Origin of the sequence: Actinophytocola algeriensis, assembly GCF_014203735.1 — a bacterium.
Classification (GTDB): Bacteria; Actinomycetota; Actinomycetes; order Mycobacteriales; family Pseudonocardiaceae; genus Actinophytocola; species Actinophytocola algeriensis.
This window is the reverse complement of sequence record NZ_JACHJQ010000013.1, coordinates 139,918-165,804: the sequence shown is the minus strand read 5'-3', so window position 1 is coordinate 165,804 and position 25,887 is coordinate 139,918. Positions and strand designations below refer to the sequence as shown.

Below are 25,887 nucleotides of genomic sequence, written 5' to 3'. Positions count from 1 at the left end.
GGCGGGGGTGGGCCGAGCCCACCCCCGCCGCCTGTGGAGGCAGATGTGACGACCCTTTTACAGCAGATAGCCAACGGGCTGGTGCTGGGCGCGACGATCGGTCTGATCGCGCTGGGCTACACGATGGTGTACGGCATCATCCAGCTGATCAACTTCGCCCACGGCGAGGTGTTCATGGTCGGCGCGTTCGGCGGGCTCGCCGTGTACCGGTGGGTGCTGCCAGAGAGCGTGCGCGGCGACTGGTACATCTCGTTGCCCGCGATGCTGGTCGGCGGCGTGGTGGTGGCCGTGGTGATCGCCGTGCTCATGGAGCGCTTCGCATACCGGCCATTACGCAACGCACCAAGACTCGCGCCACTGATCACCGCACTCGGTGTGTCGGTGGCGCTGCAGGAAGCCATCCGGTTGTGGTTCCCGAACGCCGACGCCGCGCAGCCGTTCCCGCGCGTGTTCATCGACGCCCAGGTCCGGCTCGGGGATGTCAGCATCCCCGCGTCCGGCCTGTTGCTGATCGTCGTGTCGGTGATACTCGCGGTGCTGCTGCAGACCTACATCAGCCGGTCCAGGATGGGCCGTGCGATGCGGGCCACGTCCCAGGACCGCGACACCGCACGGCTCATGGGCGTCAACCCCGACCGGGTCATCGTCCTCACGTTCGTGCTGGGTGCCACGCTCGCCGGCATCGCCGGGGTGCTCTACGGCTCCTTCATCACCAACGTGGACAACTCCATCGGCTTCCAGAACGGCATCTTCGCGTTCACCGCGGCGGTGCTCGGCGGCATCGGCAGCCTCCGCGGCGCCGTGATCGGCGCCTTCATCATCGGCCTGATCAAGTCGCTCGGCGGCCAGTACATGCCGGGCGGCACCCAGTACGACTACGTGTGGATCTTCGTGGTTCTCATCCTCGTGCTCGTGTTCCGGCCGCAGGGTCTGTTCGGTGAAGCGGAAAGGGTGCGCGCATGAGCCGCTTCACGGGTTTGATCCCGCTCGCGCTGGTCCGGCCGTTCAACGCGCTCGGCGGGCTCCTGTTGCTCGTCGCCGCGATGCTGCCGTGGGCGACGTTCCTGCTCAACGACGGACCGTTCCCCGAGAAGTCGACGCTGCAGTACTTCGACGCGCCGTTCGAGCTGACCGGGTTCCGCTGGCACCTGCTGGTGTTCGGTGTCGTGGCACTCGTCACGACGTTCGTGCCGCTGCGGGGCAAGGACCGCGTGCTGCGTGCCCTGGGCTGGGGCGGTCTCGTGATCGGCCTGGTGTGCGGGTACTTCATCGCGGAGAACGGTGGTGGCTTCGGCGCCATCACCGCCGCTGACGGTGCCTCCGCGTTCGGCAGCGTCGTCGCCGTGCTCGGTGGTCTGCTGCTGATCCTGGGCTCGATGGCGAAGCCGCTCGACGAGATCCCGGAGTGGCCGACGTCGCTGTTCGGGCTCACCGGCATGGCGGCGCGGCTCGAGGCGTACGCCTACCTGATCGTGGCGTTCGCGGGCGTGCTGTGGCTCGTCACGCAGACGTTGACGGCGGGTGGCATCGGTGGCGCCGCGTTCCCGTACGCGGGGCCGATCTTCCTCGCGTTCCTCGGGTTCGCGGGCGGTCTGCTCGGTGCGCTGCACGGCATCGGCCTCACCCGGTGGGTGTCGCACCTGTCGGAGAAGCACCGCGCGTTCAGCATCATCGTGCTGCTCGCGTGCGCGTTCCTCCTGCCGTTCCCGTTCACCGGGGCGGGCAGCCAGTACTGGATGCAGGTCGCGGCCGTCATCGGCGTCTACGCGGCCACCGCCATCGGCCTGAACATCGTGGTCGGCCTGGCGGGTCTGCTCGACCTCGGGTACGTCGCGTTCATGGGCATCGGCGCGTTCGTCGCGGCGAACCTGTCCGGCGCGGTCGCGTCCCAGGTCGGCCTCGACCTGCCGTTCCCGGTCGCGGCACTGATCGCGGCGGTCATCGCGGGCATCTTCGGCGCGATCGTCGGTTCGCCGACGCTGCGCGTGCGTGGTGACTACCTCGCGATCGTGACCCTGGCGTTCGGTGAGATCTTCACCCGCGCCGCGCAGAACAACATCGGCGAGCTCACCGGTGGCGCGAGCGCCATCCCCGGTGTGCCGCAGGTGACCATGTTCGGCACGGCGTTCAACGAGAAGATCACCCTGTTCGGGGCCGAGCTGCCGAGCGGTGTCCTGTACTACTTCATGATCGTGCTCGTCGTCGGCGCCATCATGGCCGTCTTCGCGAACCTGAAGAACAGCCGCATGGGCCGGGCGTGGATCGCGATCCGCGAGGACGAGGACGCCGCCAGGGCCATGGGCATCCGGACCGGCAAGGCCAAGATCCTCGCGTTCCTGGTCGGCGCCATGCTGGCAGGCCTCGCGGGCGCGATCTTCGTGCACAAGCTGGGCACGGCGTCCTACGACAGCTTCAAGTTCCTCGAGTCGGTGACGCTGCTCGCGGCGGTCATCCTCGGTGGCATGGGCACGATCCCCGGCGCGGTGCTCGGTGCGTCGCTGCTGTTCGTGCTGCCGGAGAAGCTGCGTGAGTTCGACGACTTCCGGCTGTTCTTCTTCGGGCTGGCACTCGTGTTCATCATGCGGTTCCGGCCGCAGGGCCTGGTGCCCGACCGGCACCGGAGAGCAGAGCTCGCCGGTGAGACGGCGGAGGGCAAGCCCATCGAGACCGAAGAGGAACAGGCGGTGCTCGAACACGAAGAACGAGGACACGCCGGTCCCTCGGCACCGAAGGAGGACCGGGCATGAGCGCGGCACAGCATCGCGCGGCAGACACGGTGCTCGAGGCCAGTGGCGTGACGATGATCTTCGGTGGTCTGACGGCACTCAACGACGTGTCGATCCGGCTGGAAGAGGGCAGGATCGTCGGGCTGATCGGGCCGAACGGCGCGGGCAAGACCACGCTGTTCAACTGCCTGACCGGCCTGTACACGCCGACGCGTGGCTCGGTGCGCCTGCGCGGGAAGTCGCTGCCGTCCGACCCGGCGAAGGTCACCTCCGCCGGGATCGCGCGGACGTTCCAGAACATCCGCCTGTTCCCGAACATGACGGTGCTCGAGAACGTCCTCGTCGGGCGGCACATCCGGATGAAGCAGGGCCCGATCGCCTCGGTGTTCCACGGTCCGGTGTTCCGCAAGGGCGAGGCCGCGGCCAGGGCGAAGTCGCGCGAGCTGCTCGAGTTCGTCGGCCTGCGCGGCGTCGAGACCGAGGTGGCGCGCAACCTGCCCTACGGTGACCAGCGGCGGCTCGAGATCGCCCGCGCGCTGGCCACCGAGCCGGAGGTGCTGCTCCTCGACGAGCCGACCGCGGGCATGAACCCGCAGGAGACCGAGGCCGCCCGGCAGCTGATCTTCCGGATCAGGGACACCGGGGTGTCGGTCGTGGTGATCGAGCACGACACGAAGTTCATCTTCTCCCTGTGCGACACGGTGTCCGTGCTCGTGCAGGGCGAGGTGCTGGTGGAGGGCTCACCGGAGACGGTGCGCGACGACCCGCGCGTGATCGAGGCGTACCTCGGCAAGCCACGCGAGGAGGTCGAGGCGGACGTCGCCGAGGCCGCCGCTCAGCAGCAGAGGGAGGACTCGTGACCGCGCTTCTGGAAGTTGACGACCTGAGCGTCGCCTACGGCGCCATCGAGGCCGTCCGCAGTGTCTCGTTCGTCGTCGAGGAGGGGCAGATCGTCTGCCTCATCGGCGCGAACGGCGCGGGCAAGACCACCACGCTGCGGACGATCTCGGGGCTGCTGCGCCCGAGGGCCGGCGACATCCGGTTCGACGGCAAGTCGATCGCGAAGGAACCGGCGCACGTCATCCTCAGCCGCGGTGTCGCGCACTCGCCGGAAGGCCGTCGGGTGTTCGCGCGGATGTCCGTCGAGGAGAACCTGCTGCTCGGGGCGTACACCCGCAAGGACGAGGCGGGCGTGCGCACCGACATGAACCGGGTGTACGAGCTGTTCCCCGTGCTGGGGGAGCGCAAGCAGCAGAAGGCGGGCCTGTTCTCCGGCGGTGAGCAGCAGATGCTGGCGATCGGCCGGGCCATGATGTCCAAGCCGCGCCTGCTGATGCTGGACGAGCCGTCGATGGGCCTGTCGCCGATCATGACGCAGCTCATCTTCGACACGATCAAGGAACTGCAGCAGCAGGGCACCACGATCCTGCTGGTCGAGCAGAACGCGCTGGCGGCGCTGGCGCTGTCGGACCGGGGGTATGTCGTGGACCTCGGTCAGACCACGCTCGAGGGCCCCGGCCACGACCTGCTCGCCGACGAGCGGGTCCGGGCCGCGTACCTGGGTCAGTAGTTCAGTGAGACGGACGGCGCCCCGGTTCCGGCCGGGGCGCCGTTCTCACGCGCCGGGTGCCGCGTCGCGGAGTATGCAGGTCAGCCGGGCTGTGCAGGTCCGCTTGCCATCCTCGTCGGTGATCACGATCTCGAACGTGGAGGTCGACCGGCCCGTGTGCACCGGGGTGGCGACACCGGTGACGAGACCCTGCCTGGCCGCTCGGTGGTGGGTGCAGGACAGCTCCAAACCCAGTGCGACCCGGCCCTCCGGCGCGTTGAGCGCGGCCGCGACCGAGCCGATGGTCTCCGCGAGCGTGGCGTTCGCACCGCCGTGCAGCAACCCGTACGGCTGGAGGTTTCCCGCGACCGGCATCGTGGCGACGACCCGCTTGGGATCCCACTCGGTGATCTCGATGCCCATCTTCGTCGGCAGGAACTGGTCTGCGAGGTCGTACCGGATGCCAGGCAGGTTCTCCGGGAACGAGGTCACCACATGGTCTCCTTGCTGGTCACTGCGGGGGCCGATCGGAATTGTCGGTGCCTCACCCTAGACTCGCGGTGTGCCTGAGACGCCCGCCACAGAACCTGTCAAGACCCACGAGCGCCGGTTGCTGCTCATCGACGGCCACTCGATGGCCTACCGGGCGTTCTACGCGTTGCCGAAGGAGAACTTCTCCACCGGCACGGGCCAGCACACCAACGCGGTGTACGGCTTCACCTCGATGCTCATCAACCTGCTGCGCGACGAGAAGCCGACGCACGTCGCGGTGTGCTTCGACGTGTCGCGCAAGACCTTCCGCAGTGAGCAGTACGCCGAGTACAAGGCCAACCGGTCGACCACGCCGGACGAGTTCAAGGGCCAGGTCAGCCTCATCGAGGAGGTCCTGCGCGCCCTGGTGATCCCCTTCCTGTCGAAGGAGGGCTTCGAGGCCGACGACCTGATCGCGACGCTCACCACGCGCGCCACGGCCGAGGGCTTCGCGGTGTCGATCTGTACCGGCGACCGGGACGCGTTCCAGCTGGTCAACGACCAGGTGACGGTGCTCTACCCGTCGCGTGGCGTGTCCGAGATGGCGCGGATGACGCCCGAGGCGGTGCACACCAAGACCGGCGTGCAGCCCAACCAGTACGCCGACTTCGCGGCGCTGCGCGGCGACCCCTCGGACAACCTGCCGAAGATCCCCGGCGTCGGGGAGAAAACCGTCGCCAAGTGGATCAACCAGTTCGGTTCGCTGAACGACCTGGTCGACCGGGTCGACGAGGTCAAGGGCAAGGCGGGCGACGCGCTGCGCGAGAACCTGTCGAACGTGCTGATGAACCGGCAGCTCACCGAACTGGTCAAGGACGTCGCGATCGGCGTGGAGCCGGACGAGCTGGCCGCCAAGCCGTGGGACCGCGACGCCGTGCACCGGCTGTTCGACGAGCTGGAGTTCCGCGTGCTGCGCGACCGGCTGTTCGGCGAGCTGACCACCGCGGAGCCAGAGGCCGAGTTCGGTTTCGAGGTGTCCGGCGGCGCGTACGAGGCGGAGAAACTCGGCGCGTGGCTGTCGTCGAACGCACCGTCGGGCGCGCGAGTGGGACTGTCGTTCCAGCTTGGCTCGACCGGTGTCGCGGGTGAGTCGGTCGAACTGCGCTCGGTGGCGATCTCGAAGGCCGACGGCACCGGTGTGTACATCGACGTCACCACTTTGGGTGAAGTTGACGAGCAGGCACTCGTGACGTGGCTGGCGGACGACGCCGTGTCAAAGGTGACCTACGACGTGAAGCCGTCGCTGCACGCGATCCGGCACCGCGGGTGGACGCTCGACGGGCTGGCGATGGACACGCAGCTCGCGGCCTACCTGGTGCGGCCCGGGCAACGGTCGTTCGCGCTGGACGACCTGGTGCTGCGGTACCTGAAGCGGGAGCTGCGGGTCGAGGAGCAGCAGCAGGAGCGGCAGCTGTCGCTGCTGGACGGCATCGAGGGCGACGACGCGAAGATCGCCGAGGGCGAGATCGTGCGCGCGCGTGCGATCGCCGAACTGGCCGACGCGCTGGCGATCGCGCTGGACAACACCGGTCAGGCCAGCCTGCTGGCGGAGATCGAGCTGCCGCTGTTGCGGGTGCTGGCCGAGCTGGAGGCGGTCGGCATCGCGGTCGACACCCAGCAGCTGGCCTCGCTGGAGGCGCACTTCGCGGCGCGGGTGAAGCACGCGGAGCAGGAGGCGTTCGCCGTCATCGGCAAGGAGATCAACCTCGGGTCGCCGAAGCAGCTGCAGGTGGTGCTGTTCGACGAGCTGGACATGCCGAAGACCAAGCGCACGAAGACCGGCTACACCACCGACGCCGACGCGCTGACCAGCCTGTTCGAGCAGACCGAGCACCCGTTCCTGGCGCACCTGCTGGAGCACCGCGACGCGACCAGGCTCAAGATCACGGTGGAAGGCCTGATCAAGAGCGTCTCGGACGACGGCCGCATCCACACCACGTACAGCCAGACGATCGCCGCGACGGGCCGCCTGTCGTCGACGGAACCGAACCTGCAGAACGTGCCCATCCGCACGGACGAAGGCCGCACGATCCGCGACACGTTCATCGTCGGCGACGGCTTCGACGAACTGATGACGGCGGACTACAGCCAGATCGAGATGCGGATCATGGCCCACCTGTCGGGCGACTCCGCACTCATCGAGGCCTTCCAGTCCGGCTTCGACTTCCACGCGGCCACGGCGGCCCGCGTCTTCTCGGTGGAACCGACCGAGGTCACGGGCGCCCAGCGAGCCAAGATCAAGGCGATGAACTACGGCCTGGCATACGGCCTGTCCGCATACGGTCTCTCCCAGCAACTGCGGATCTCGACAGAAGAGGCCCGCGGCCTGATGGAGGAGTACTTCGACCGCTTCGGCGGAGTGCGGGACTACCTCAACGAGATCGTGGCGAAGGCCCGCAAGGACGGCTACACGTCGACCATCTTCGGCCGCCGCCGCTACCTCCCGGACCTGACCTCCGACAACCGCCAACGCCGCGAGATGGCGGAACGCATGGCCCTGAACGCCCCGATCCAGGGCAGCGCGGCGGACATCATCAAGGTCGCGATGCTGAACGTGCACCGCGAGCTGCGGGACGCCGGGTTGACGACCCGGATGCTGCTGCAGGTGCACGACGAACTGGTGCTGGAGGTGTCGACCCCGGAGCGCGCCGCGGCGGAGGAACTGGTGCGCAAGGGCATGGGGTCGGCGTACAAGCTGGACGTGCCGCTCGACGTGTCAGTGGGCTTCGGCCGGTCCTGGAACTCGGCGGCGCACTGAGTTCCCTTCGGATCAGCAGCTCGACGGACACCACCCGTCCACGTGCTCAGGAAATGTCTACAGCCGCACCGGGGCGCTGCCGCGAAAATTGCCGCCTGCGCCGGTAATGTGAGGGTCTGTCGCCGAGCAGCGGAGGTCGGATGACCGCGCGTCGAGCCCTTGTCCTCGGTGGTACCGGCATGTTGTCCGGTGTGGCGAACGCACTGCTCGACGACGGCTGGCAGGTCGTTCTCCCCAGCAGGCGAAAACCCGTCACCAACGACCACGCGCGCTGGGTCAAAGCCGACTGGACCGAGCCCGCCACCCTCGCCGCCACCACCGCCGAGGCACTCGACGGGCCGGCCGACCTCCTGGTCGCCTGGGTGCACCGGGGCGTTCGCGTCTCCGTCCTTCGTGCCGTCGCCCCGCTGTTGGCCGACGGCGCCCCCGTGGTCGAGGTGCACGGCAGTGCCTCCGCCAATCCACTCGGCGGGTGCCCCGACCCCGTGCTTCCAACCCACCCGACACAGCAGGTCGTGCTCGGGTATGTGCGGCATGCCGGTCGTACCCGGTGGCTCACCCACGAGGAGGTCTCCTCGGGCGTACTGGACGCGGTGCACCGAGCACTCGACGGCAAACCCCCACACGTGCACCATGTGGGGGAGTTCCGACCGGTACACAGCTAGTGCTGTGTCCACCGACGTTTGCCGGGTCCTGCGGCGGGTCCGGCCAAGCCGACGGTGATCGCCGTACCCGGGGTGGGGCTGGGTTTGCCGTGAAAGTCGCGTTCAGGGCATCGCCGGTGTTGTGAATGGCGCGTTGAGGGCGTTGAGTGCCCTGAAAGCGCCTTTCGCAGCGTGGCCAATGCCGTGAAAGCGCCTTTCACGGCATGACGGGATGGCAGGCAGACCGACCCATGCCAGAGAACCGAAGATGCCAACCGGGTAGCCGTCCCAGAGACCTGCCCCTCCGGCGAGGAGCCGCCGGAGGCAAACCCGCCCGGCGAGAACGTCCGGCGAGGACAAACCACGAACCCACCCGGTCAACGCAAGCGGACACAGCACTAGCCGATCGTGAATTCCCTCCACTCGATGCCGTCGCGCGAGACGGCGTACCCGTGCCCCTCACCCTTCGCCACGTAACCGGCTCTCGTCCATTCCACCTCACCCGGCAGCTGGTGGGCAGCCTTCGTGAACGAGGCGCCGTCGCGGCTCTCGTGCGTGCCCGTGGCGGCCGAGTACACGAGCAACCGTCCGTCGGCCGTCGCCACCGGGGTGCCCAGCATCGCCTGCAGCACGGTGTCCGCCGTCGCGCGCCACGTGTTGGTCCACGTCGCGCCGCCGTTCGTGCTGCGGAAGACCGCCAGCAGGCCGAACGGGCCCTTCGCGATCGAGCCCTGCATCGTCGCGTACATGACGCCGTCGGCCTCGACCACGGCCCACGCGTCGTTCATCGACGGCTCGCCAGGCACGGACACCGGGGTCGTCAGCCACGTCCTGCCGCCGTTGCCGGTCACCGCGATCGTCCAGCGGCCGGTGTGGCGGTCGACGCCGGTCGCCCAGTACCGGCCGCTCGCGGTCGCTGACCTGCCCACCTGCGGTTCCACGAGTGCGGGCTGAGCCGGTGCCGGCACCACCCGGGCCCCGTCCGGGGACACCGCGCCGATCTCCAGCAGGCAGCCCCCGCCCGGGGCCTCGCCCGTGCACACCCCCTGGAGCCACGCGCCGTCCGGGAGCGGCGCGGGTGCGCCCACGGCACCCAGCACGCCGTCCTGCCACGTGCGGCCCCGGTCGGTGCTGATGATCCGGGTCACCTGCATGGCCGGTTCCGAGACGCGGTCGACGGTCAGCCGGTCCGCGTCCAGCACCGTCACCTGGCCCCACGTATACCGCTCACCACCGTCCGGCAGGGTCCGCTGTTCCCAGTGCCGGCCGCCGTCGGCCGACGAGAACAGCGCGAGCCTGCACGAGCCCTCCGGCTCGTGGCAGTCGCTGCCCAGCGCGTACCCGTGGTCGGGGTCGGCGAAGTCCACGTCGAACGTCATGGACGCCGGGACGGCCGGGCGGGCCGGTGGCTGAGTGTCGGGCACGGTCCGCAGCACCGGCACCGCCACGCTGACCGCCACCACCGCCGCGACGGCACCGACCTGCATGCGCCTTCGCGCGGTCCGCTGCCGGGCCCGGCCGGTGACCTGCGCCAGGTCGGGCGGGTCGATCGACGCCCGCAGGTCGTCGCGCAGCTTCGTGAGCCTCGTGTCCAGCTCAGACATGGTCCACCTCCGTGCGCAGCCGCTCGGCGAGCGCGGCCCGCGCCCGGGACAGCCGTGACTTCACCGTGCCGACGGGCGCGGCGAGCACGGCCGCCACCTCGTCGACGGGCAGGTCGGCGAGGTAGTGCAGCACGACCACCGCCCGGTACTCGGGGCCGAGACCCCTGATCGCCTCGTGCAGGTCGAGGTGCTCGGAGAGCGGCTCATCGCCGGGTGGCGGTTCCGCCTCGTGCCTGCGCAGGATGCGGTCGAGCATCGCCTTGCGCCGGTACCGCCTGCGGGCGAGGTTCACGACCACGGTCCGCAGCCACGCCTCCGGGCTGTCCGTGCCGGACACCTTGGCGCGCTTGCCGTAGGCGATGGCGAACGCCTCCTGGGTGATCTCCTCGGCCGCGCCCAGGTCACCCGTCATGCCGTACGCGGTCAGCACCAGGCGCCGGTAGGACCCCTGGTACAGCTGCGCGAACCACGTCTCTTCCGCCATCGCGCCCCCAATGTTCCGTGCTCACCGAACAAGAGGCACGACCACCGAACCAGGTTCCCGGGGATTCAGCGCAGCGCGGACGCGGGCCGCAGCTCCCAGCTCGTCCACAGCGGCCGGTACCCCTGCCGGGCCCAGAACACCGAGGCCAGCGGGTTGGGCGGGTTGAAGTAGAGGAAGGTGCCGGTCGCGCCGCGGCTGTGCAGTTCGTGGTGCGCGACGGCCATCAGCTCGCTGCCGACACCCGACCCCCTGGCGTCGTCCGCCACCGAAACGCAGTTCACGTACCCCCAGCGCCCCGGCCGCAGACGGGTCGCGATCAGCGAGTCGGCCACCACGTCCATGAGCCTGCAGTGCGCCAGCCCGACCGCCACCCCGTCGCGCTCCGCGAGCCACATCGGGTCGCCCTGCTCGAAGTGGCGGACCACCGTCGCCCGCTTCACCCGCTCCGCGTCCGGCCGCAGCACCGCGGCGCCGACCAGCGCCGAGTACGCCAGCTCGGCCAGCTCGAGCGCGAGGACCGTCTCGAGGTCCGATGGCGTCGCGAGCCGGACCGTGACCCCGGCCTGCGGCGCCCTGCGCATCGGGGTGCCCGCCCGGAAGTGCCGCACCGCGAGGCTCGTCAGCGGCGTGAAACCGTGCGCGAGCAGCGGTTGCGCGGCCACCGTGTCCCGGCTGGGCCACGTGAGCAGGCACGCCGAGTCGGGGCCCGCGGTGGTGCGGGCCTGCAGCCGCGCCCACTCCCGCAGCAGCACGTCCATGCCCGCGCCGCCCGTCGCGCCGACCAGCGGGTGCATCTCCCACAGCTGGAGCGCCGACCACAGCGTCGTCGCCGTGCCCGGCTCGAACGTGCTGTGGGTGACCACGCCCGCCACGCGGTCGCCGCCGGGCAGCGCGGCGGTCAGCACCTGCCCGTCCGGTGGGGGAGCGGCGGGCGGCAGCAGCGGATCCACCTGCTCGAACCGAGTGGTCTGTGCGCCGAGCAGGGAGCCGGCAACCCTCACGCGGCGCGCCGGGTCAGGAAGATCGCGGTGCCGGGGAAGAGCGCGCCGCGCAGGGGGCTCCACTGCCCCCACACCTCGGTGAGGTCGTCCGGCCACTCCGGCTCGACCAGGTCGACGAGCGTCAGGCCGGCCTGGCTGAGCGCGCGCACGAAGTCGCCGAGGGTGCGGTGGTGCTCGACGTAGGTGGCGTGGCCGTCGGCGTCGACCTCGACGTACGGCGTGCGGTCGAAGTACGAGCCGGTCACCCGCAGCCCGTCCGGGCCGGGGTCGTCGGGGAAGATCCACCGCATCGGGTGAGTGACCGCGAAGACCCACGAGCCGCCCGGCCGCAGCACGCGCGCGACCTCGCGGAACGTGCCCGGCAGGTCGGCGACGAACGGCACCCCGCCGAACGCCGAGCACGCGATGTCGAACGACCCGCTCGCGAACGGCAGCCGCTCCGCGTTCGCGCGGACCAGCGGCACGTCGATGCCGGTGGCCTCGTTGGCGGCCGCCGCGTAGCGCAGCATCCCCCCGGACAGGTCGAACGCCGTCACGCGCGCGCCCTGCTCGGCGAGCCAGCGCGCGCATGGTGCGGAACCACAGCCGACCTCGAGGATCTCCTTACCGGCGACGTCGCCGAGCAGGCGCGCGTCCTCCTCGCGCAGTGCCTCCGGGCACCAGACGAAGTCGGTGACGCCGAGGAACGCCCCGTGCTCGACGTGGTAGTCGTCGGCGTCGGCGTCCCACCAGGCACTGTTCGCGGCCACGGACTCGGCGGAACCGGCCCAGCGACGCTCGCTCCCGACCGTGCCGAGCAGGCGTTCCGCGGTCCGTTGTGGTGCCGGTGGCACCACGCTGTCGCCTTCTCGCGGCATGCTGGCGCCCGCCTCCAGCGTCGACATCAGTCCCCCTCAGTACGCCCCTCGCGACGAATACCCCCGGACCAGGTTTGCCCGGTCTGTGCGCGGCCGCGTAGGATACCTCCGCGCAGTGGTTTCGTGCTGCCGTCTGTTCATCTCGGGAATCAGATCCGGTCGCGCGGCGTTGTCGGTGGTTGTCTCGTTGGTTCGGGGTTCGTCGCCGACGGCACTATGCCGCTGTCGCACGACAACTGCAAATCCCATCCGCCAACTCTCAACCAAGCCGTACCGGAGCCTCCTAGCTAATGTCCACCGACACCACCATCGTCCCGGCTGAGACCGCGCCGCGCCAGCAGGTCGCCATCAACGACGTCGGGACGGGCGATGACTTCCTCGCCGCCATCGACAAGACCATCAAGTACTTCAACGATGGTGACATCGTCGAGGGCACCATCGTTAAGGTCGATCGGGACGAGGTCCTGCTCGACATCGGCTACAAAACCGAAGGGGTCATCCCCTCTCGTGAGTTGTCGATCAAGCATGACGTCGACCCCAACGAGGTCGTCAAGGTCGGTGACGAGGTCGAGGCCCTCGTCCTCCAGAAGGAGGACAAGGAAGGCCGGCTGATCCTGTCCAAGAAGCGTGCTCAGTACGAGCGCGCCTGGGGCACGATCGAGGCGCTCAAGGAGAGCGACGAGCCGGTCAAGGGCACGGTCATCGAGGTCGTCAAGGGTGGTCTCATCCTGGACATCGGCCTCCGGGGCTTCCTCCCCGCGTCCCTGGTCGAGATGCGCCGGGTGCGCGACCTGCAGCCGTACGTCGGCCGCGAGCTCGAGGCGAAGATCATCGAGCTGGACAAGAACCGCAACAACGTGGTCCTGTCCCGCCGCGCCTGGCTCGAGCAGACCCAGTCCGAGGTACGCAGCGAGTTCCTCAACCAGCTGCAGCGCGGCCAGGTCCGCAAGGGTGTCGTCTCCTCCATCGTCAACTTCGGTGCGTTCGTGGACCTCGGCGGTGTCGACGGTCTGGTGCACGTCTCGGAGCTGTCCTGGAAGCACATCGACCACCCGTCCGAGGTCGTCGAGGTCGGCCAGGAGGTCACGGTCGAGGTGCTCGACGTCGACATGGAGCGCGAGCGCGTGTCCCTGTCGCTGAAGGCCACCCAGGAAGACCCGTGGCGTCAGTTCGCCCGGACCCACGCGATCGGCCAGATCGTGCCGGGCAAGGTCACCAAGCTCGTGCCGTTCGGTGCGTTCGTCCGCGTGGACGAGGGCATCGAGGGCCTGGTCCACATCTCCGAGCTGGCCGAGCGCCACGTGGAGATCCCGGAGCAGGTCGTGCAGGTCGGCAACGACGTCATGGTCAAGGTCATCGACATCGACCTGGAGCGTCGCCGGATCTCGCTGTCCCTGAAGCAGGCGAACGAGGGCTTCACCACGGACACCGAGTTCGACCCGACCCAGTACGGCATGGCGGCCGAGTACGACAACGAGGGGAACTACATCTACCCCGAGGGCTTCGACCCGGACACGCAGGAGTGGCAGGAAGGCTTCGACAAGCAGCGCGAGGAGTGGGAGCGGCAGTACGCCGAGGCCCACACGCGCTACGAGCAGCACATGACCCAGGTCAAGAAGGCCGCGGAGGCCGAAGCTGCTGCCGAGGCCGAGGGTGGCACCGAGGAAGCCGGCGGCACCGAGCGCGAGTACTCGAGCGCGGGCGCCGACAAGCAGAAGAGCGGCGGCACCCTGGCCAGCGACGAGCAGCTGGCCGCCCTGCGCGAGAAGCTGTCCGGCGGCGTCTGATCGATCTGATCTGACCGCTTAGCAGCTGAAGGCCCCACCGGTCCACGGACCGGTGGGGCCTTTCGCATGCCGGGGTCCGGGCCCCCCGCGAGGCGACCGGCTGTCCGCACGGCGGCCGGGGCCGAGGGCGGCCTCCGGCCCCCCGAACACCAGCGTAGTGCGGAGCACCGACAGTTTTGGCTGGTCAACGGCTGTTTGTCCACAGCCGATCGAGTTGTCCACAGGGGGCCACGGCACGCCCCGGGATTGTCGGTGCCCTCCGGTAGCGTGGTTCGAGGGGGCCGGAGGCCAGCCGCCTCGCGGAGCACGCCCTCGCGGCGGCGATCCTTGCGGAGCCGGAGCCGGAGCCGGAGCCGGAGCCGGAGCCGGAGCCGGGTCGGTCGGGAGTCGGAGCCAGGGCCGAAGCCGCAACCGGGGGTCGGAGTTGAGGGCCCCGGGGCGGCGGAGCCAGTGCCGAGTCGTGGTCGGTCGGGAGCCGTGCTGAGCCGGGCCGTGCGGAGCTACGGCGAGCTGAGCTTGGGCGGAGTCGGGTCTTGCGGTGCCGAGCCTTGCCGGGTCGAGCCCTGCGGAGCCGAGCCCGCAAGCCCCAAGCCCGGCAATCGCCCGTGGTCAACCACCGTCTGTTCGTTATCTTCCCTCTGCCGTCCGTCGCCTACCGTGGAGCGATGCGTGCAGGGCTCGTGGTCCTCGGGGCGGTGCTCGTGATCAGCGGTTGTGCCCGCACCGCGCCCCCGAGCAACAGCCCCGCCGTGCCCGTGTTCAGCAGTGCTCCGGCGAACGCGAGCGCGGAACGCACCGTCCCCGACAACTGCGGCGACGTGGCCACCCTCGACGACCTCACCCGCGACCTCGGCAACCTCGTCACCGGCGCCGTCCAACCGATAGTCGGCGTGCCGCAGAGCAACATCGGCCGTGTGGCGCGCATCGACTGCTACTACGGCGTCCCCTCGGGGCAGCCGGTCGGCAAGGCGAAGGTGTGGATCGGGCTCGCGAGCTACGTCAACGAGGAGTCCGCCCGCAAGCGGCTCACCGCCACCGTCGCCGATGAGCGGACCGCCGGTGCCACCGTGAGCGACGTCCAGGTCGGGCAGGACCGCGGGGTGCTGGTCAGGAACGCCAACTGGATGCTCGTCGCCATCCGGGGGCGGGTGACCGTCGTCGTGCAGGTCATTCCGGTGCTCGTGCGGGAGGACCACGCGGGTGCGCTGCTCGGTCAGGTGGCGGACCACGCGCTCACCGACAGGTGACGGGTGAGGACGTCGCGCGCCGGGGCGGCCTGCCAGAATGCCCGCATGCTGCGCGTAGGCCTCACGGGCGGGATCGGCTCCGGCAAGTCCACGGTGGCCGGGCGGCTCGCCGAGCACGGCGCGGTCGTGATCGACGCCGACAAGATCGCTCGCGAGGTCGTCGAACCCGGCACCGACGGGCTCGACGCGATCCGAGCGGCCTTCGGCGACGACGTCATCAGTGCCGGCGGGCTCGACCGGGCCAAGCTCGCACAGCGGGTGTTCACCGACGAGACCGCGCGCGTCACCCTCAACGGCATCGTCCACCCGCGCATCGGCGCGCGGACCGCCGAGCTGATGGCCGCCGCGCCCCAGGACGGGATCGTCGTCCACGACGTGCCGCTGCTCGTGGAGAACCACCTCGCCCCCGCCTACCACCTGGTGCTGGTCGTCGACGCGCCGGAAGAGGAACGGGTGCACCGCGTCGTCCGCGACCGCGGCATGTCCGAACAGGACGCCCGCGCCCGCATCAAGGCCCAGGCCACCGAGGAGGCGCGCCGTGCCGCCGCCGACGTGTGGCTCGACAACGGCGGCAGCCCCGACGAGGTGCTCGCCGTCGTCGACGCGCTGTGGGCCGACCGGCTCGTCCGCTACGAGGCCAACGTCCGCCTCCACCGCCGCGCCAAGGTCGGCACCCCGCGCCTCGCCGACCCCGACCCGACCTGGCCGGCGCAGGCCGACCGGCTGCGGGCGCGCATCGCGATGGCCGCGGGCGACCTGGCCCGCCGCGTCGACCACATCGGCTCCACGTCGGTCCCCGGGCTGCCCGCCAAGGACGTCATCGACCTGCAGATCACCGTCGCCGCGCTGGCCGACGCCGACGCGCTGGCCGACAACCTCGCCGCCGCGGGCTTCCCGAAGCTCGCGTGGGTCGACCACGACAACCCGAAGCCGTACGCCCCGGACGTCGAGCAGTGGCGCAAGCGCTACCACGCCGCCGCCGACCCCGGCCGCCACGCGAACGTCCACCTCCGCGTCGAGGGCAGCCCCGGCTGGCGGTACGCACTGCTGTTCCCCGACTGGCTGCGCGCCAACCCGGCCGAACGGGACGCCTACCTGGCCACGAAGAAGGACCTGGCCGCCCGCTTCGCCACCGACGACGACACGGACAACTACGCCGAGGCCAAGGAGACGTGGTTCGACGCGGCGGGATCGCGCGCGGAGGAGTGGGCGGAGCGCACCGGCTGGCAACCAACGCCCTGAAGGACCCCATCACGGGGAGGCGGGCCTGCTCAGCCGCCGCGGGTGTGCATCTCCAGGTGCGGGTCGTTCTTCAGCGCCGTCAGCGGGATGAACGGGGTCCGGTCCCGTTCCGCGAGCCGGTCCACCGCGCCGCGGTCGGTCCGTGCCGTCCACGCGTCGGTGATGATCTTCGACAGGTCGGCCTTCGACGCGCCATCGCGCAGCGGGTCGCGCAGGTTCACGCCCTCCATCGCGTACAGGCACAGGTACCACAGCCCGTCCGCGGTCAGCCTGCTCCGGTCGCAGGTGGCGCAGAACGGCTTGGTCGTCGACGACACGATGCCGAAGGTCGTCCCGTCCGGCAGCTCGAACCGGTCCGCGGGCGCCGCGTCGTGGTTGCGCAACGGCGTGATCGGCCCGTAGTGCGCGGTCAGCCGCGTGAGTATCTCCGCCCGCGACAGCACCAGCTCCGGCGACCACGAGGTGGCCCCGCCGACGTCCATGTACTCGATGAACCGCACCTCGGCGGGCACGGTCCTGCCGAACTCGATCAGGTCGACCAGCTCGTCGTCGTTGATGCCGTTCAGCGCGACGGTGTCGATCTTGGTGTCGGTGAACCCGGCGGGTGCGACCGACGCGATGCCCTTCAGCACCGACGGGTGCGTCGCACGCTGTGACAGCGTCTTCGACCGGTCGGCCCGCAGCGTGTCGAGGCTGACGGTGACGCGGTTCAGCCCGGCCTTCTTCAGCTCCTCGACGTGACCGGCCAGCAGCACACCGTTGGTGGTCATGGCGAGGTCGCGCAGCGGCTTCGCGGAGAGCATCGACACCAGGGCGGCCACGTCGCGGCGCAGCAGCGGCTCGCCGCCGGTCAGCCGCACCTTGTTCACGCCGAGATCCATGAAGACGTCGACGAGCGTCGATATCTCCTCGAACGTCAGCAGGTCACGCCGCGGCAGCCAGGTGTACTCGGCTTCGGGCATGCAGTACCGGCACCGCAGGTTGCACCTGTCGGTGACCGAGATCCGCAGGTTGCGCAGCGGGCGGCGGTAGGTGTCGAGCACCAGCCCCGCGTCGTCACGTTCGGGCACCCAACCAATCTATAGGCCACATCGCCTTTTCGCCATAATGGTGATAGGTATCATTTATTGCGCAATTTGTGGCTATTCTGACAGCGCTCATTACAAAGACGCGCGCGCAATTCAGCGATCCGCGGTCAGATAGCCGCGGGAGAACGCGGTGGCCACGGCGGCCGCCCGGTCGTTGACCCCCAGCTTGGCATACACGTGGAGCAGGTGCGTCTTCACCGTTGCTTCACTGATGAACAGCTGTTTCGCCGCCTCCCGGTTCGTGGAACCGCGCGCGATCAGCTCGAGCACTTCCAGCTCGCGCTGCGACAGTGGTTCTGACGCGGGCTGGCGCATCTGCCCCATCAACCGGGTCGCGACGGAGGGGGAGAGCACCGCCTGGCCGCGTGCCGCCGCCTCCACGGCACGGAACAGCTCGTCGCGGGGCGCGTCTTTCAGCAGGTAGCCGGTGGCGCCTGCCTCGATCGCGGGCAGCACGTCACTGTCCGTGTCGTACGTGGTGAGCACCAGCACCCGCGACGGCACTCCCCGTTTCGCCAGCTCCTTGATCGCGGTGACCCCGTCGGTCCTCGGCATCCGCAGGTCCATCAGGATCACGTCCGGCCGCAGCTTCTCGGCCGCCGCGATGGCCTCGGCGCCGTCCCCGGCCTCGGCCAGCACCTCGAAGCGCGGGTCGGCGGTGAACATGCCGCGCAGCCCGTCGCGCACCACCGGATGGTCGTCCACGATGAGCAGCGAGATCACTCCACACCCCCGGCCGGGATCGCGGGCACGGACGCCGAGATCGCGGTCCCGCCACCCGGTTCGGACTCGATGTCGAGCCTGCCCGCGAGCCGCTGCACCCGCTGGCGCATGCCCGTCAGCCCGAAGCCGCCGTTGTTGGAACCGTTGGCGCGCTTGGTGTTCGGCTCGAAGCCGATGCCGTCGTCACGCACGTCGAGGGTCACCAGGTCCTCCATGTAGGACAGTGTCAGGCCGACGCGGGTGGCCCGCGCGTGCTTCGCCACGTTCGCGAGCGCCTCCTGCGCCATCCGCAGCAGCGTCACCTCGACGTCGGCGTGCATCGGCCGCGCGTCGCCGGTGGTCGTGAGCACCGCCGCGATGTCGTTGGCCTCCGACCAGCGCCTCGCCACGTCGCTGATCGCGTCCGGCAGCCTGGCATCGGCGAGCACCGACGGCTCCACCGCGTGCACCGTCCTGCGTGCCTCGGTGAGCGTCTCCCGCGCCAGGTTCATCGCGGTCGTGGCGTGCCGCCGCCACTCGTCCGGCACCTGCTCGGCCGCCTGCAGCTGGGCGAGGATGCCGGCGAGTCCCTGCGCGAGCGTGTCGTGGATCTCCCGCGCCATCCGCTGCCGCTCGTCCAGCACCCCGGCCTCGCGGGCCTGCACCAGCAGCTGGGCGTGCAGGGCCGCGTTCTCCTCGAGCGCCGCCTCGAGCTTGAGGTTGGCCTCGTGGAGCTCGGCGAGTGCCTGCTTCTGCTTCGTGTTGCGCTGGTCGGTCATGTCGCCGAAGAACGAGAACGCCCCGGCCAGCGTCATGGTGATCAGGCTGATGCCGACCCACGCCCACCACGAGTCGGCGTCGATGTTCTGCACGCCGCCGATGTAGGACACCGCCGCGATCGGCGCGGTCGCGGCGACACCCGCGTAGCGCCAGCGGCCCTTCAGGTACGCGAACGAGTGGATGTAGCCGACGAAGGTGAAGAAGCCGAACAACGGGGAGAGCACCACCAGGCCGGTGGCCAGCACGACCCACCCGATGAAGTACAGGCCCATCAGCCTGCCGTTCCGGTGCCAGTCCGGGTGGAGCGTGTGGAACCAGAGCAGCCAGAGCACGACCGCGGCGGCGAGGCCAAACATCGCCGGATAGCTCACCCGCTGCAGGCCCACGATCGGCTGCAGCGTGGCGAACAGGATGCTGACCGCCAGGAGGGCGTAGGGGAGCGCGCTGACGACCGCGCTCTCCTGGCGCTCCCACCGGTCGAACTCCTCGCGCAGCTCGGCCTCGATGCTCAACGATCACTCCCAGCGGAAGTACCGCGCGGCGAGCCCGCCGGCGACGATGATCCAGCCTGCCATGACGGCGAGGTGCAGCAGCTGCGGCCAGTGCCCTGCGGTGGCGTCCTGCAATGATTGCACGCCCGCGCCGAGCGGCGTGAAGTCGCTGATCCTCCTCAGCACCTCGGGCATGGTGTCGCGCGGCGCCCACAACCCGGCGAAGAACATCACCGGGAAGAACAGCAGCGTCCCGATGGAGCTCGCGCCCTTGCCGCTCGGCGCCAGCGACGCGATCAGCAGTCCCAGCGTCAGCATCGACAACGCGCTCAGGAGGTAGCCCAGCAGGTAGGCGGCTGCCTGGCGGGGAAGGGACACGTCGAACGCGACCCGGCCGATGGCCTGGAGCACCAGCATGACCGCCACGGACGCGGCGGTGCACAGCAGCAGCTGCGCGCCGAGCATCCACCCCGGCTTCACCGGGGTCGTCCGCATGCGGCGCAGGACGCCCTGCTCACGGTAGGAGGCCAGCATCTGCGGCAGCCCGCTGAGCGCGGTCATGGCGAGGGCCATCGCGACGACGATCGGCACGTACAGGTCGATCACCCGCTGTCCGCCGATGTCCGGGTCGGCCTCCCGGAACGACGGGATGGCGCCGAAGATGATCAACAGGATCGGTGGGAACGCCAGCATGAAGAACACCGCGAGCGGTTCCCGGAAGAACAGCTTGGTCTCGGTCAGTGTGAGTCGGGACAGGGCGGACACGGTGGCTCCTCAGTTGTCGATCTTGCGGCCGGTGAGCGCGACGAACGCGTCGTCCAGCGAGGTCTGCTCGACCCGCAGGTCGGCGGCGACGACCTTGTTGCGGGCGAGGGTGGTGGTCACGGCGAGCAGCAGGTCACCGGTGCCGGTGACGACGAGCTGGCTGCCTGCCCGCTCGACGGCCGTGACCTCCGGCAGCGCGGTGAGCAGCGCGTGGTCGATGGGGGCGGACGGGCGGAACCGGATGCGTTGCCGGTCGTCGACCGCGGAGACCAGCCCGGCGGGGGAGTCGATCGCGACGACCCTGCCCGCGTCGATCACGGCGAGCCGGTCGCAGAGCCGCTCCGCCTCCTCCATGAAGTGCGTGACCAGCACGATCGTCACGCCGCGGGCGCGGATGTCCTCGATCAGGTCCCACGCGTCGCGGCGGGCCTGCGGGTCCAGGCCGGTGGTGAGCTCGTCGAGCACCGCCAGCTTCGGGTTGCCGATCAGCGCGAGCGCGATCGACAGCCGCTGCTTCTGCCCGCCGGACAGCCGTCGGAACTGGGTGCCGACCTTGTCGGTGAGGTGGAGGCTCTCGATGAGCTTCCGCCAGTCGGCAGGCTCGCGGTAGAAGGAGCTGAACAGCTCCATCGCCTCGCCGACCTGCAGCTTCTCGGGCAGCTGGCTTTCCTGCAGCTGCACGCCGAGCAGGTCCCGCAGCTTGTCCTCGTCGCGTCGCGGGTCCAGCCCGCCGACCCGGATGGTGCCGCTGTCCGGCGAGCGCAACCCCTCCACGCACTCCACGGTCGTGGTCTTGCCGGCACCGTTCGGGCCCAGGATGCCGAAGATCTCGCCCTCTTCGACGGCGAAGCTGACACCGTTGACGGCGGTGGTGTCGCCGTACCGCTTGACGAGGTTGTCGACCTCGATGATTGCCATGCGAGAAGCGTGCCGTGACCATGGGCTTCCCCGGATCGACCGCGTGGCCACCGGTGGGGACACGAAGGTGGGTCCGCCGATCAACCGATCGGTGGACCCCCGATCAGTAGGGCGGCCAGACGTCGAAGATGTGCTTGTGTGCCAGCCACCCGGACAGGTCGTGCCGGAACTGGCTGAACTCCTCGAGCGTCTTGTGCACCGTGCAGAGCGCGAGGTCGGCGTCGCCGACGAGCAGGACCCGGCCCGCGACCGCGGCGGCGAACTCCTCGGACCGCACGATCCGTGCCCGCTGGCCGGACGGCGTCTCGAGGCCGAGCAGCAGGTCGGTGGTCTTCCAGTACCGGCCGTCGCTGGTCGCGCGGACCGCGGTGAGCACGCTCGGCCCCGCCTTCGCGTGGCGGGAACGCGGGCGCTGGCAGGTGAGCCGGAGGTTGAGCGTCGGCATCAGCCACGTCACCTCGGAGTCGTGGAACGGGTCCTCCGGCGTGGGGCACTCGGTGCGCAGGCCCCAGCGTTCCACCTGGCACGTCCGCAGATGTCGGGTCGTGCCCGACGAGTACGTTCGCGACGCGGTGAAGGTGTCGACGACGTCGACAAGCTGAGGGGTGATCGCCGTGCCCACGCGTCGAAGGGTAGTCGTCAGCATGCGGTACGTGACCCACGGGTTTGATTCGTTATGTCACGTCTCGTGCGCGGAGAGATACCGATCCGGTGAACCCACTATCCGGACGTGAAGTAACCGTTGACCGGGAGTGGATCTCTCGCTAAGCGTCGTCGCCCCAGGTCAGCGGGATGCCCAACCACTCCTCGACGTCGTAACCGGCGGCCGAGATGCCCTCGACGGCGGCGAAGGTCCGCTCGAACGCGCGTTGGACGGTCACCGGGTCGAGGAGCCCTGCGGTCTGCGCCTCGAGGATCTCGTCGATGTCGTGCACACCGAGGCTCTCGTGGTCGAACACGAGGATGTCCAGGTAGAGGTCGGTGGTGCGCCAGACCGGACCCTTCTCGACGTCGGCGATGTCGATGTAGACGTCGTGGTCCAGGCGCATGCCCGGGTGCGGGACCCAGCGGCTGACCCGCAGGCCCTGCTCGGGGAGCAGCCACGTGCGCATGTACGCGAGATCGGGGTGGCCGACGATCGGCCGCGCCATGTACAGGCCGAACTCGGTGGTCTCGTACCTGTCGACCGCGCGCACGAACCCCTTGTTGTCCGTGTTGGTCATCGCGGCGACGTCGAACAGTTCGATCTTCGGCGGGTGCAGGTCGGTCACGGGACCAGGGTGCCAGGCCCGTCCCGCAATTTCGCAGGCAACTCTGGCGGAAGCGGCCATCCGATGATCGTCCGGTCGTTAGCCTCGCCACGTGTTCGGGATCATCAGGCCTTGCCGTCACCGGCTTTCCGCGTCGCTGCGCACCTCGTGGTGGGCGCACCTGTGCGGGCTCTGCCTCGCGCTCCGCGACGAGCACGGACAGCTCAGCCGTGCGGCGACCAACTACGACGGACTGATCATCTCGGCGCTCGTCGACGCGCAGGCGCAGGCCGGTGAGCCCCGCCGGGTCGCGGGTCCCTGTCCGTTGCGGGGCATGCGGTCCGCGGAGGTGTCGGTCGGGGCGGGGGCCCGGCTGGCGGCCGCCGCGTCGCTGGTGCTGGCGGCGGCGAAGGTGCGCGACCACGTCGACGACGGGGACGGTGCGTTCGGCAGGCAGCCCGTCGCCGGTGCCGCGCGGCTCGTGGCGACGCGGTGGGCGCGGCAGGGTGGCGCGTCCGGGCGCGGGGTCGGTTTCGATACCGGTGTATTGCTCGACGCGGTCGGCAGGCAGACATCGGTCGAGGCTGCCGCCGGTCCCGGCGACCTGTTGCTGGTCACGGAGCCGACGGAGACGGCGACCGCGGAGGCGTGTGCCCATACGGCTGCATTGGCGGGCAGGCCGGAGAACGTCGTGCCGCTGCGGGAGGTCGGCAGGCTGTTCGGGCGCGTCGTGCACCTCGTGGACGCGGTGGAGGACCTCGAAGAGGACACCGGGTCAGGCGTGTGGAACCCGCTGACCGCGACCGGGACCTCGCTCGAGGAGGCGCGGCGGCTGTGCGACGACGCGGTGCTCGGGGTGCGGCTGGCGCTCGCGGACGTGTCGTTCCGGGACAGCCGGCTCGTGCACGCGCTGCTGGTGCACGAGCTGGAGCAGGCGGTCATCCGCGCGTTCGGGCACAAGCACAAGGATCCCGGCCATGGTGACGTGTACGACGGCAAGGGCGGTGGGCTGTGGCTGCCGAAGTTCCGGGTACCGGCTCGCAGGCGCGGGGCGTTCGCGGGCTGTGGGATCGCCATGTGGCAGTGCTGCACCTGCCAGTACTGCTGCCGCGACCCGTGGCCGGGGCCGTGGTCGGGCGAACCGCACGGCACCTGCGACTGCGACTGCTGCGACTGCTGTGACTGCTGCGGCCGGAGCGGCAAGGGCGACGGCTGTGACTGCGACTGCTGCTGCGACTGCGGCTGAAACCGCCCCTGACCAGGGCGAACGAAAACTGTCGGTGCCCCGGCGTAGCCTGTTTCCGTGGCAATCGTGACTGCTAGCTCCGAGTTCCGGCCCATCGGTGACATCCCCCGCACCGACGGGCAGTTCCGCATGGTCAGCGACTACCAGCCCGCTGGTGACCAGCCCGCGGCGATCGACGAGCTCGAGCGCCGGGTCCAGGTGGGCGAGAAGGACATCGTCCTGCTCGGCGCCACCGGCACCGGCAAGTCGGCGACCACGGCGTGGCTGATCGAACGGCTGCAGCGGCCGACGCTGCTGATCGCGCCGAACAAGACCCTCGCGGCCCAGCTGGCCAACGAGCTGCGGGGGTTCTTCCCGGACAACGCGGTCGAGTACTTCGTCAGCTACTACGACTACTACCAGCCGGAGGCGTACGTCCCGCAGACGGACACCTACATCGAGAAGGACTCGTCGATCAACGAGGACGTCGAGCGGCTGCGGCACTCCGCGACGTGGAGCCTGCTGTCGCGGCGCGACGTGATCGTGGTGGCGTCGGTGTCGTGCATCTACGGCCTCGGCAGCCCGCAGGAGTACCTCGACCGGACGATCGCGCTGAAGGTCGGGGAGGAGATCGACCGCGACACGCTGCTGCGTGCGCTGGTCGACGTGCAGTACACCCGCAACGACGTGTCGTTCACCCGCGGCACGTTCCGCGTCCGCGGCGACACGCTGGAGATCATCCCGGCGTACGAGGAGCTCGCGGTCCGCATCGAGTTCTTCGGCGACGAGGTCGAGGCGCTGTACTTCCTGCACCCGCTCACCGGCGACATCGTCAAGCAGGTGGACAAGGTCCGCATCTCCCCGGCGACGCACTACGTCGCGGGCCCGGAGCGCATGGAGCGCGCGATCAAGGGCATCGAGGCGGAGCTGGAGCAGCAACTCGCGAAGATGGAGAAGCAGGGCAAGCTGCTGGAGGCGCAGCGGCTGCGCATGCGCACCCAGTACGACATCGAGATGATGCGCCAGGTCGGCTTCTGCTCCGGCATCGAGAACTACTCGCGGCACATCGACTGGCGCGACGCCGGCACCGCGCCCGCGACACTGATCGACTACTTCCCGGAAGACTTCCTGCTGGTCATCGACGAGTCCCACGTGACGGTCCCGCAGGTCGGCGGCATGTACGAGGGCGACATGTCCCGCAAGCGAACCCTGGTGGAGCACGGCTTCCGCCTCCCGAGCGCGATGGACAACCGTCCGCTGACGTGGGAGGAGTTCCAGGACCGCATCGGGCAGACGGTGTACCTGTCCGCGACGCCGGGCCCGTACGAGATGGGCCAGGCCGGCGGCGAGTTCGTGGAGCAGGTCATCCGCCCCACGGGTCTGATCGACCCCGAGGTGATCGTCAAACCCACCGAGGGCCAGATCGACGACCTGGTGCACGAGATCCGGGTCCGAGCCGAACGCGACGAACGTGTCCTGGTCACCACGCTGACGAAGAAGATGGCGGAAGACCTGACGGACTACCTGCTCGAACTCGGCATCCGAGTCCGCTACCTGCACTCCGAAGTGGACACGCTGCGCCGCGTGGAACTACTCCGCCAGCTGCGCCTTGGCGAGTTCGACGTACTGGTGGGCATCAACCTGCTGCGAGAAGGCCTGGACCTCCCGGAAGTCTCGCTGGTATCGATCCTGGACGCGGACAAGGAAGGCTTCCTCCGCTCGGGCACGAGCCTGGTGCAGACCATCGGCCGAGCCGCCCGAAACGTGTCCGGCCAGGTCCACATGTACGCGGACCGGATCACCGACTCGATGCGACACGCGATCGACGAGACGAACCGCAGGCGCGCCAAGCAGACCGCGTACAACGAAGAACGAGGCCTCGACCCCCAGCCGCTGCGCAAGAAGATCGCCGACATCCTGGACCGCGTCTACACAGAAGCCCAGGAAGGCGACGAGGTCCCCATCGGCGGTTCAGGCCGCAACGCCTCCCGAGGCCGCCGGGCCGCCGGCGAGCCGGGCGGCCGTTCCTCGGGCGTGTACGTGAAGGAGAACGTCGGCTCGATGGCGCGTTCCGAACTGGCCGATCTGGTGCAGCAGCTGACGGACCAGATGATGAACGCTGCCCGGGACCTGCAGTTCGAGCTGGCTGCCCGGTTGCGGGACGAGATCGCTGATCTGAAGAAGGAGCTGCGGGGGATGGACGCCGCCGGCGTGAAGTGATCCGGCTGGGCCGCGGGT

23 protein-coding genes are annotated in these 25,887 nt (G+C 69.7%); 11 read left to right on the top strand and 12 right to left on the bottom strand.

Annotated features, from left to right (window positions below):
• Positions 1–45 precede the first annotated feature (45 nt).
• The 4 genes from FHR82_RS42990 to FHR82_RS42975 are packed head-to-tail and all read left to right on the top strand — an operon-like array spanning position 46 to position 4,296.
• A complete protein-coding gene (locus FHR82_RS42990; protein WP_184816456.1) occupies positions 46–963 on the top strand; it encodes a branched-chain amino acid ABC transporter permease in 918 nt (305 codons plus the stop codon).
• Positions 960–2,747, top strand: a complete 1,788-nt coding sequence (locus tag FHR82_RS42985) for a branched-chain amino acid ABC transporter permease (protein ID WP_184816455.1) — start codon at positions 960–962, stop codon at positions 2,745–2,747. The genes FHR82_RS42990 and FHR82_RS42985 overlap by 4 nt, the downstream gene beginning before the upstream one ends.
• Positions 2,744–3,586: an ABC transporter ATP-binding protein gene (locus FHR82_RS42980; RefSeq protein ID WP_184816454.1), complete on the top strand. Its 843-nt coding sequence runs from the start codon at positions 2,744–2,746 to the stop codon at positions 3,584–3,586. Before FHR82_RS42985 ends, FHR82_RS42980 begins: the two co-directional genes overlap by 4 nt.
• Complete coding sequence (locus FHR82_RS42975) at positions 3,583–4,296, top strand: ABC transporter ATP-binding protein (protein ID WP_184816453.1); 714 nt, start codon at positions 3,583–3,585, stop codon at positions 4,294–4,296. The genes FHR82_RS42980 and FHR82_RS42975 overlap by 4 nt, the downstream gene beginning before the upstream one ends.
• Positions 4,297–4,341: 45 nt before the next feature.
• Here FHR82_RS42975 and FHR82_RS42970 read toward each other — a convergent pair whose 3' ends face one another.
• The gene (locus FHR82_RS42970; RefSeq protein ID WP_311771561.1) at positions 4,342–4,767 is read right to left on the bottom strand and encodes a PaaI family thioesterase; all 426 of its coding nucleotides are present in this window, start codon (positions 4,765–4,767) and stop codon (positions 4,342–4,344) included.
• Positions 4,768–4,909: 142 nt separating this feature from the next.
• On the opposite strand from FHR82_RS42970, the gene polA reads away from it, so the two are divergent.
• Both polA and FHR82_RS42960 read left to right on the top strand, forming a co-directional pair.
• Positions 4,910–7,564: a DNA polymerase I gene (gene polA, locus FHR82_RS42965; protein WP_184816492.1), complete on the top strand. Its 2,655-nt coding sequence runs from the start codon at positions 4,910–4,912 to the stop codon at positions 7,562–7,564.
• Between the two features lie 140 nt (positions 7,565–7,704).
• Positions 7,705–8,229 (top strand): Rossmann-fold NAD(P)-binding domain-containing protein, encoded by a 525-nt coding sequence (locus tag FHR82_RS42960; protein ID WP_225944125.1) that lies wholly within the window; start codon positions 7,705–7,707, stop codon positions 8,227–8,229.
• Positions 8,230–8,606: 377 nt separating this feature from the next.
• Here FHR82_RS42960 and FHR82_RS42955 read toward each other — a convergent pair whose 3' ends face one another.
• From FHR82_RS42955 to FHR82_RS42940, 4 genes are all read right to left on the bottom strand, one after another.
• Positions 8,607–9,812 carry a sialidase family protein gene (locus tag FHR82_RS42955; protein WP_184816452.1) on the bottom strand — a complete coding sequence of 402 codons (1,206 nt, stop codon included), beginning with the start codon at positions 9,810–9,812 and terminating at the stop codon, positions 8,607–8,609.
• Positions 9,805–10,296, bottom strand: a complete 492-nt coding sequence (locus FHR82_RS42950) for an RNA polymerase sigma factor (RefSeq protein WP_184816451.1) — start codon at positions 10,294–10,296, stop codon at positions 9,805–9,807. The genes FHR82_RS42955 and FHR82_RS42950 overlap by 8 nt, the downstream gene beginning before the upstream one ends.
• A 65-nt stretch (positions 10,297–10,361) precedes the next feature.
• Entirely contained in the window at positions 10,362–11,297 is a 936-nt protein-coding gene (locus FHR82_RS42945; RefSeq protein ID WP_184816450.1) for a GNAT family N-acetyltransferase, read from the bottom strand.
• On the bottom strand, positions 11,294–12,154 hold the full coding sequence (locus FHR82_RS42940) for a class I SAM-dependent methyltransferase (protein ID WP_184816490.1): 861 nt from the start codon (positions 12,152–12,154) through the stop codon (positions 11,294–11,296). Before FHR82_RS42940 ends, FHR82_RS42945 begins: the two co-directional genes overlap by 4 nt.
• A gap of 290 nt (positions 12,155–12,444) precedes the next feature.
• Between FHR82_RS42940 and rpsA the strand changes: the two genes are divergently transcribed.
• The 3 genes from rpsA to coaE all read left to right on the top strand — a co-directional run bounded on the left by rpsA (position 12,445) and on the right by coaE (position 16,430).
• Positions 12,445–13,941 carry a 30S ribosomal protein S1 gene (gene rpsA, locus FHR82_RS42935; RefSeq protein ID WP_184816449.1) on the top strand — a complete coding sequence of 499 codons (1,497 nt, stop codon included), beginning with the start codon at positions 12,445–12,447 and terminating at the stop codon, positions 13,939–13,941.
• A 665-nt stretch (positions 13,942–14,606) separates the two neighbouring features.
• The gene (locus FHR82_RS42930) at positions 14,607–15,188 is read left to right on the top strand and encodes a hypothetical protein (protein ID WP_184816448.1); all 582 of its coding nucleotides are present in this window, start codon (positions 14,607–14,609) and stop codon (positions 15,186–15,188) included.
• A 45-nt stretch (positions 15,189–15,233) separates the two neighbouring features.
• On the top strand, positions 15,234–16,430 hold the full coding sequence (gene coaE, locus FHR82_RS42925) for a dephospho-CoA kinase (RefSeq protein WP_184816447.1): 1,197 nt from the start codon (positions 15,234–15,236) through the stop codon (positions 16,428–16,430).
• 29 nt (positions 16,431–16,459) lie between these two features.
• Here the strand turns inward: coaE and moaA are convergent, their stop codons facing one another.
• From moaA to FHR82_RS42890, 7 genes are all read right to left on the bottom strand, one after another.
• On the bottom strand, positions 16,460–17,500 hold the full coding sequence (gene moaA, locus FHR82_RS42920; RefSeq protein WP_221464995.1) for a GTP 3',8-cyclase MoaA: 1,041 nt from the start codon (positions 17,498–17,500) through the stop codon (positions 16,460–16,462).
• Between the two features lie 111 nt (positions 17,501–17,611).
• Entirely contained in the window at positions 17,612–18,241 is a 630-nt protein-coding gene (locus FHR82_RS42915; RefSeq protein WP_184816446.1) for a response regulator, read from the bottom strand.
• On the bottom strand, positions 18,238–19,512 hold the full coding sequence (locus FHR82_RS42910; RefSeq protein ID WP_184816445.1) for a sensor histidine kinase: 1,275 nt from the start codon (positions 19,510–19,512) through the stop codon (positions 18,238–18,240). The genes FHR82_RS42915 and FHR82_RS42910 overlap by 4 nt, the downstream gene beginning before the upstream one ends.
• Before the next feature lie 3 nt (positions 19,513–19,515).
• The gene (locus FHR82_RS42905; RefSeq protein ID WP_184816444.1) at positions 19,516–20,256 is read right to left on the bottom strand and encodes an ABC transporter permease; all 741 of its coding nucleotides are present in this window, start codon (positions 20,254–20,256) and stop codon (positions 19,516–19,518) included.
• Between the two features lie 9 nt (positions 20,257–20,265).
• Positions 20,266–21,174, bottom strand: coding sequence for an ABC transporter ATP-binding protein (locus tag FHR82_RS42900; RefSeq protein ID WP_184816443.1), 909 nt, complete (start codon positions 21,172–21,174; stop codon positions 20,266–20,268).
• Between the two features lie 103 nt (positions 21,175–21,277).
• Positions 21,278–21,796, bottom strand: coding sequence for a ribonuclease FAU-1 family protein (locus FHR82_RS42895; RefSeq protein WP_184816442.1), 519 nt, complete (start codon positions 21,794–21,796; stop codon positions 21,278–21,280).
• Between the two features lie 142 nt (positions 21,797–21,938).
• Positions 21,939–22,445 carry a DUF402 domain-containing protein gene (locus FHR82_RS42890; RefSeq protein WP_311771559.1) on the bottom strand — a complete coding sequence of 169 codons (507 nt, stop codon included), beginning with the start codon at positions 22,443–22,445 and terminating at the stop codon, positions 21,939–21,941.
• Positions 22,446–22,536: 91 nt separating this feature from the next.
• On the opposite strand from FHR82_RS42890, the gene FHR82_RS42885 reads away from it, so the two are divergent.
• Together FHR82_RS42885 and uvrB are read left to right on the top strand one after the other, a co-directional pair.
• A complete protein-coding gene (locus FHR82_RS42885; protein ID WP_184816440.1) occupies positions 22,537–23,670 on the top strand; it encodes a DUF5685 family protein in 1,134 nt (377 codons plus the stop codon).
• A 66-nt stretch (positions 23,671–23,736) separates the two neighbouring features.
• On the top strand, positions 23,737–25,869 hold the full coding sequence (gene uvrB, locus FHR82_RS42880; protein ID WP_376706497.1) for an excinuclease ABC subunit UvrB: 2,133 nt from the start codon (positions 23,737–23,739) through the stop codon (positions 25,867–25,869).
• Positions 25,870–25,887: the final 18 nt, after the last annotated feature.

Bases quoted from the DNA above. Each gene is read 5' to 3' on its own strand.
- FHR82_RS42985 (WP_184816455.1), top strand. From the start codon at position 960: ATGAGCCGCTTCACGGGTTTGATCCCGCTCGCGCTGGTCCGGCCGTTC.
- FHR82_RS42980 (WP_184816454.1), top strand. From the start codon at position 2,744: ATGAGCGCGGCACAGCATCGCGCGGCAGACACGGTGCTCGAGGCCAGT.
- polA (WP_184816492.1), top strand. From the start codon at position 4,910: ATGGCCTACCGGGCGTTCTACGCGTTGCCGAAGGAGAACTTCTCCACC.
- FHR82_RS42960 (WP_225944125.1), top strand. From the start codon at position 7,705: ATGACCGCGCGTCGAGCCCTTGTCCTCGGTGGTACCGGCATGTTGTCC.
- FHR82_RS42955 (WP_184816452.1), bottom strand. From the start codon at position 9,812: ATGTCTGAGCTGGACACGAGGCTCACGAAGCTGCGCGACGACCTGCGG.
- FHR82_RS42950 (WP_184816451.1), bottom strand. From the start codon at position 10,296: ATGGCGGAAGAGACGTGGTTCGCGCAGCTGTACCAGGGGTCCTACCGG.
- FHR82_RS42940 (WP_184816490.1), bottom strand. From the start codon at position 12,154: ATGCCGCGAGAAGGCGACAGCGTGGTGCCACCGGCACCACAACGGACC.
- rpsA (WP_184816449.1), top strand. From the start codon at position 12,445: ATGTCCACCGACACCACCATCGTCCCGGCTGAGACCGCGCCGCGCCAG.
- FHR82_RS42930 (WP_184816448.1), top strand. From the start codon at position 14,607: ATGCGTGCAGGGCTCGTGGTCCTCGGGGCGGTGCTCGTGATCAGCGGT.
- coaE (WP_184816447.1), top strand. From the start codon at position 15,234: ATGCTGCGCGTAGGCCTCACGGGCGGGATCGGCTCCGGCAAGTCCACG.
- FHR82_RS42900 (WP_184816443.1), bottom strand. From the start codon at position 21,174: ATGGCAATCATCGAGGTCGACAACCTCGTCAAGCGGTACGGCGACACC.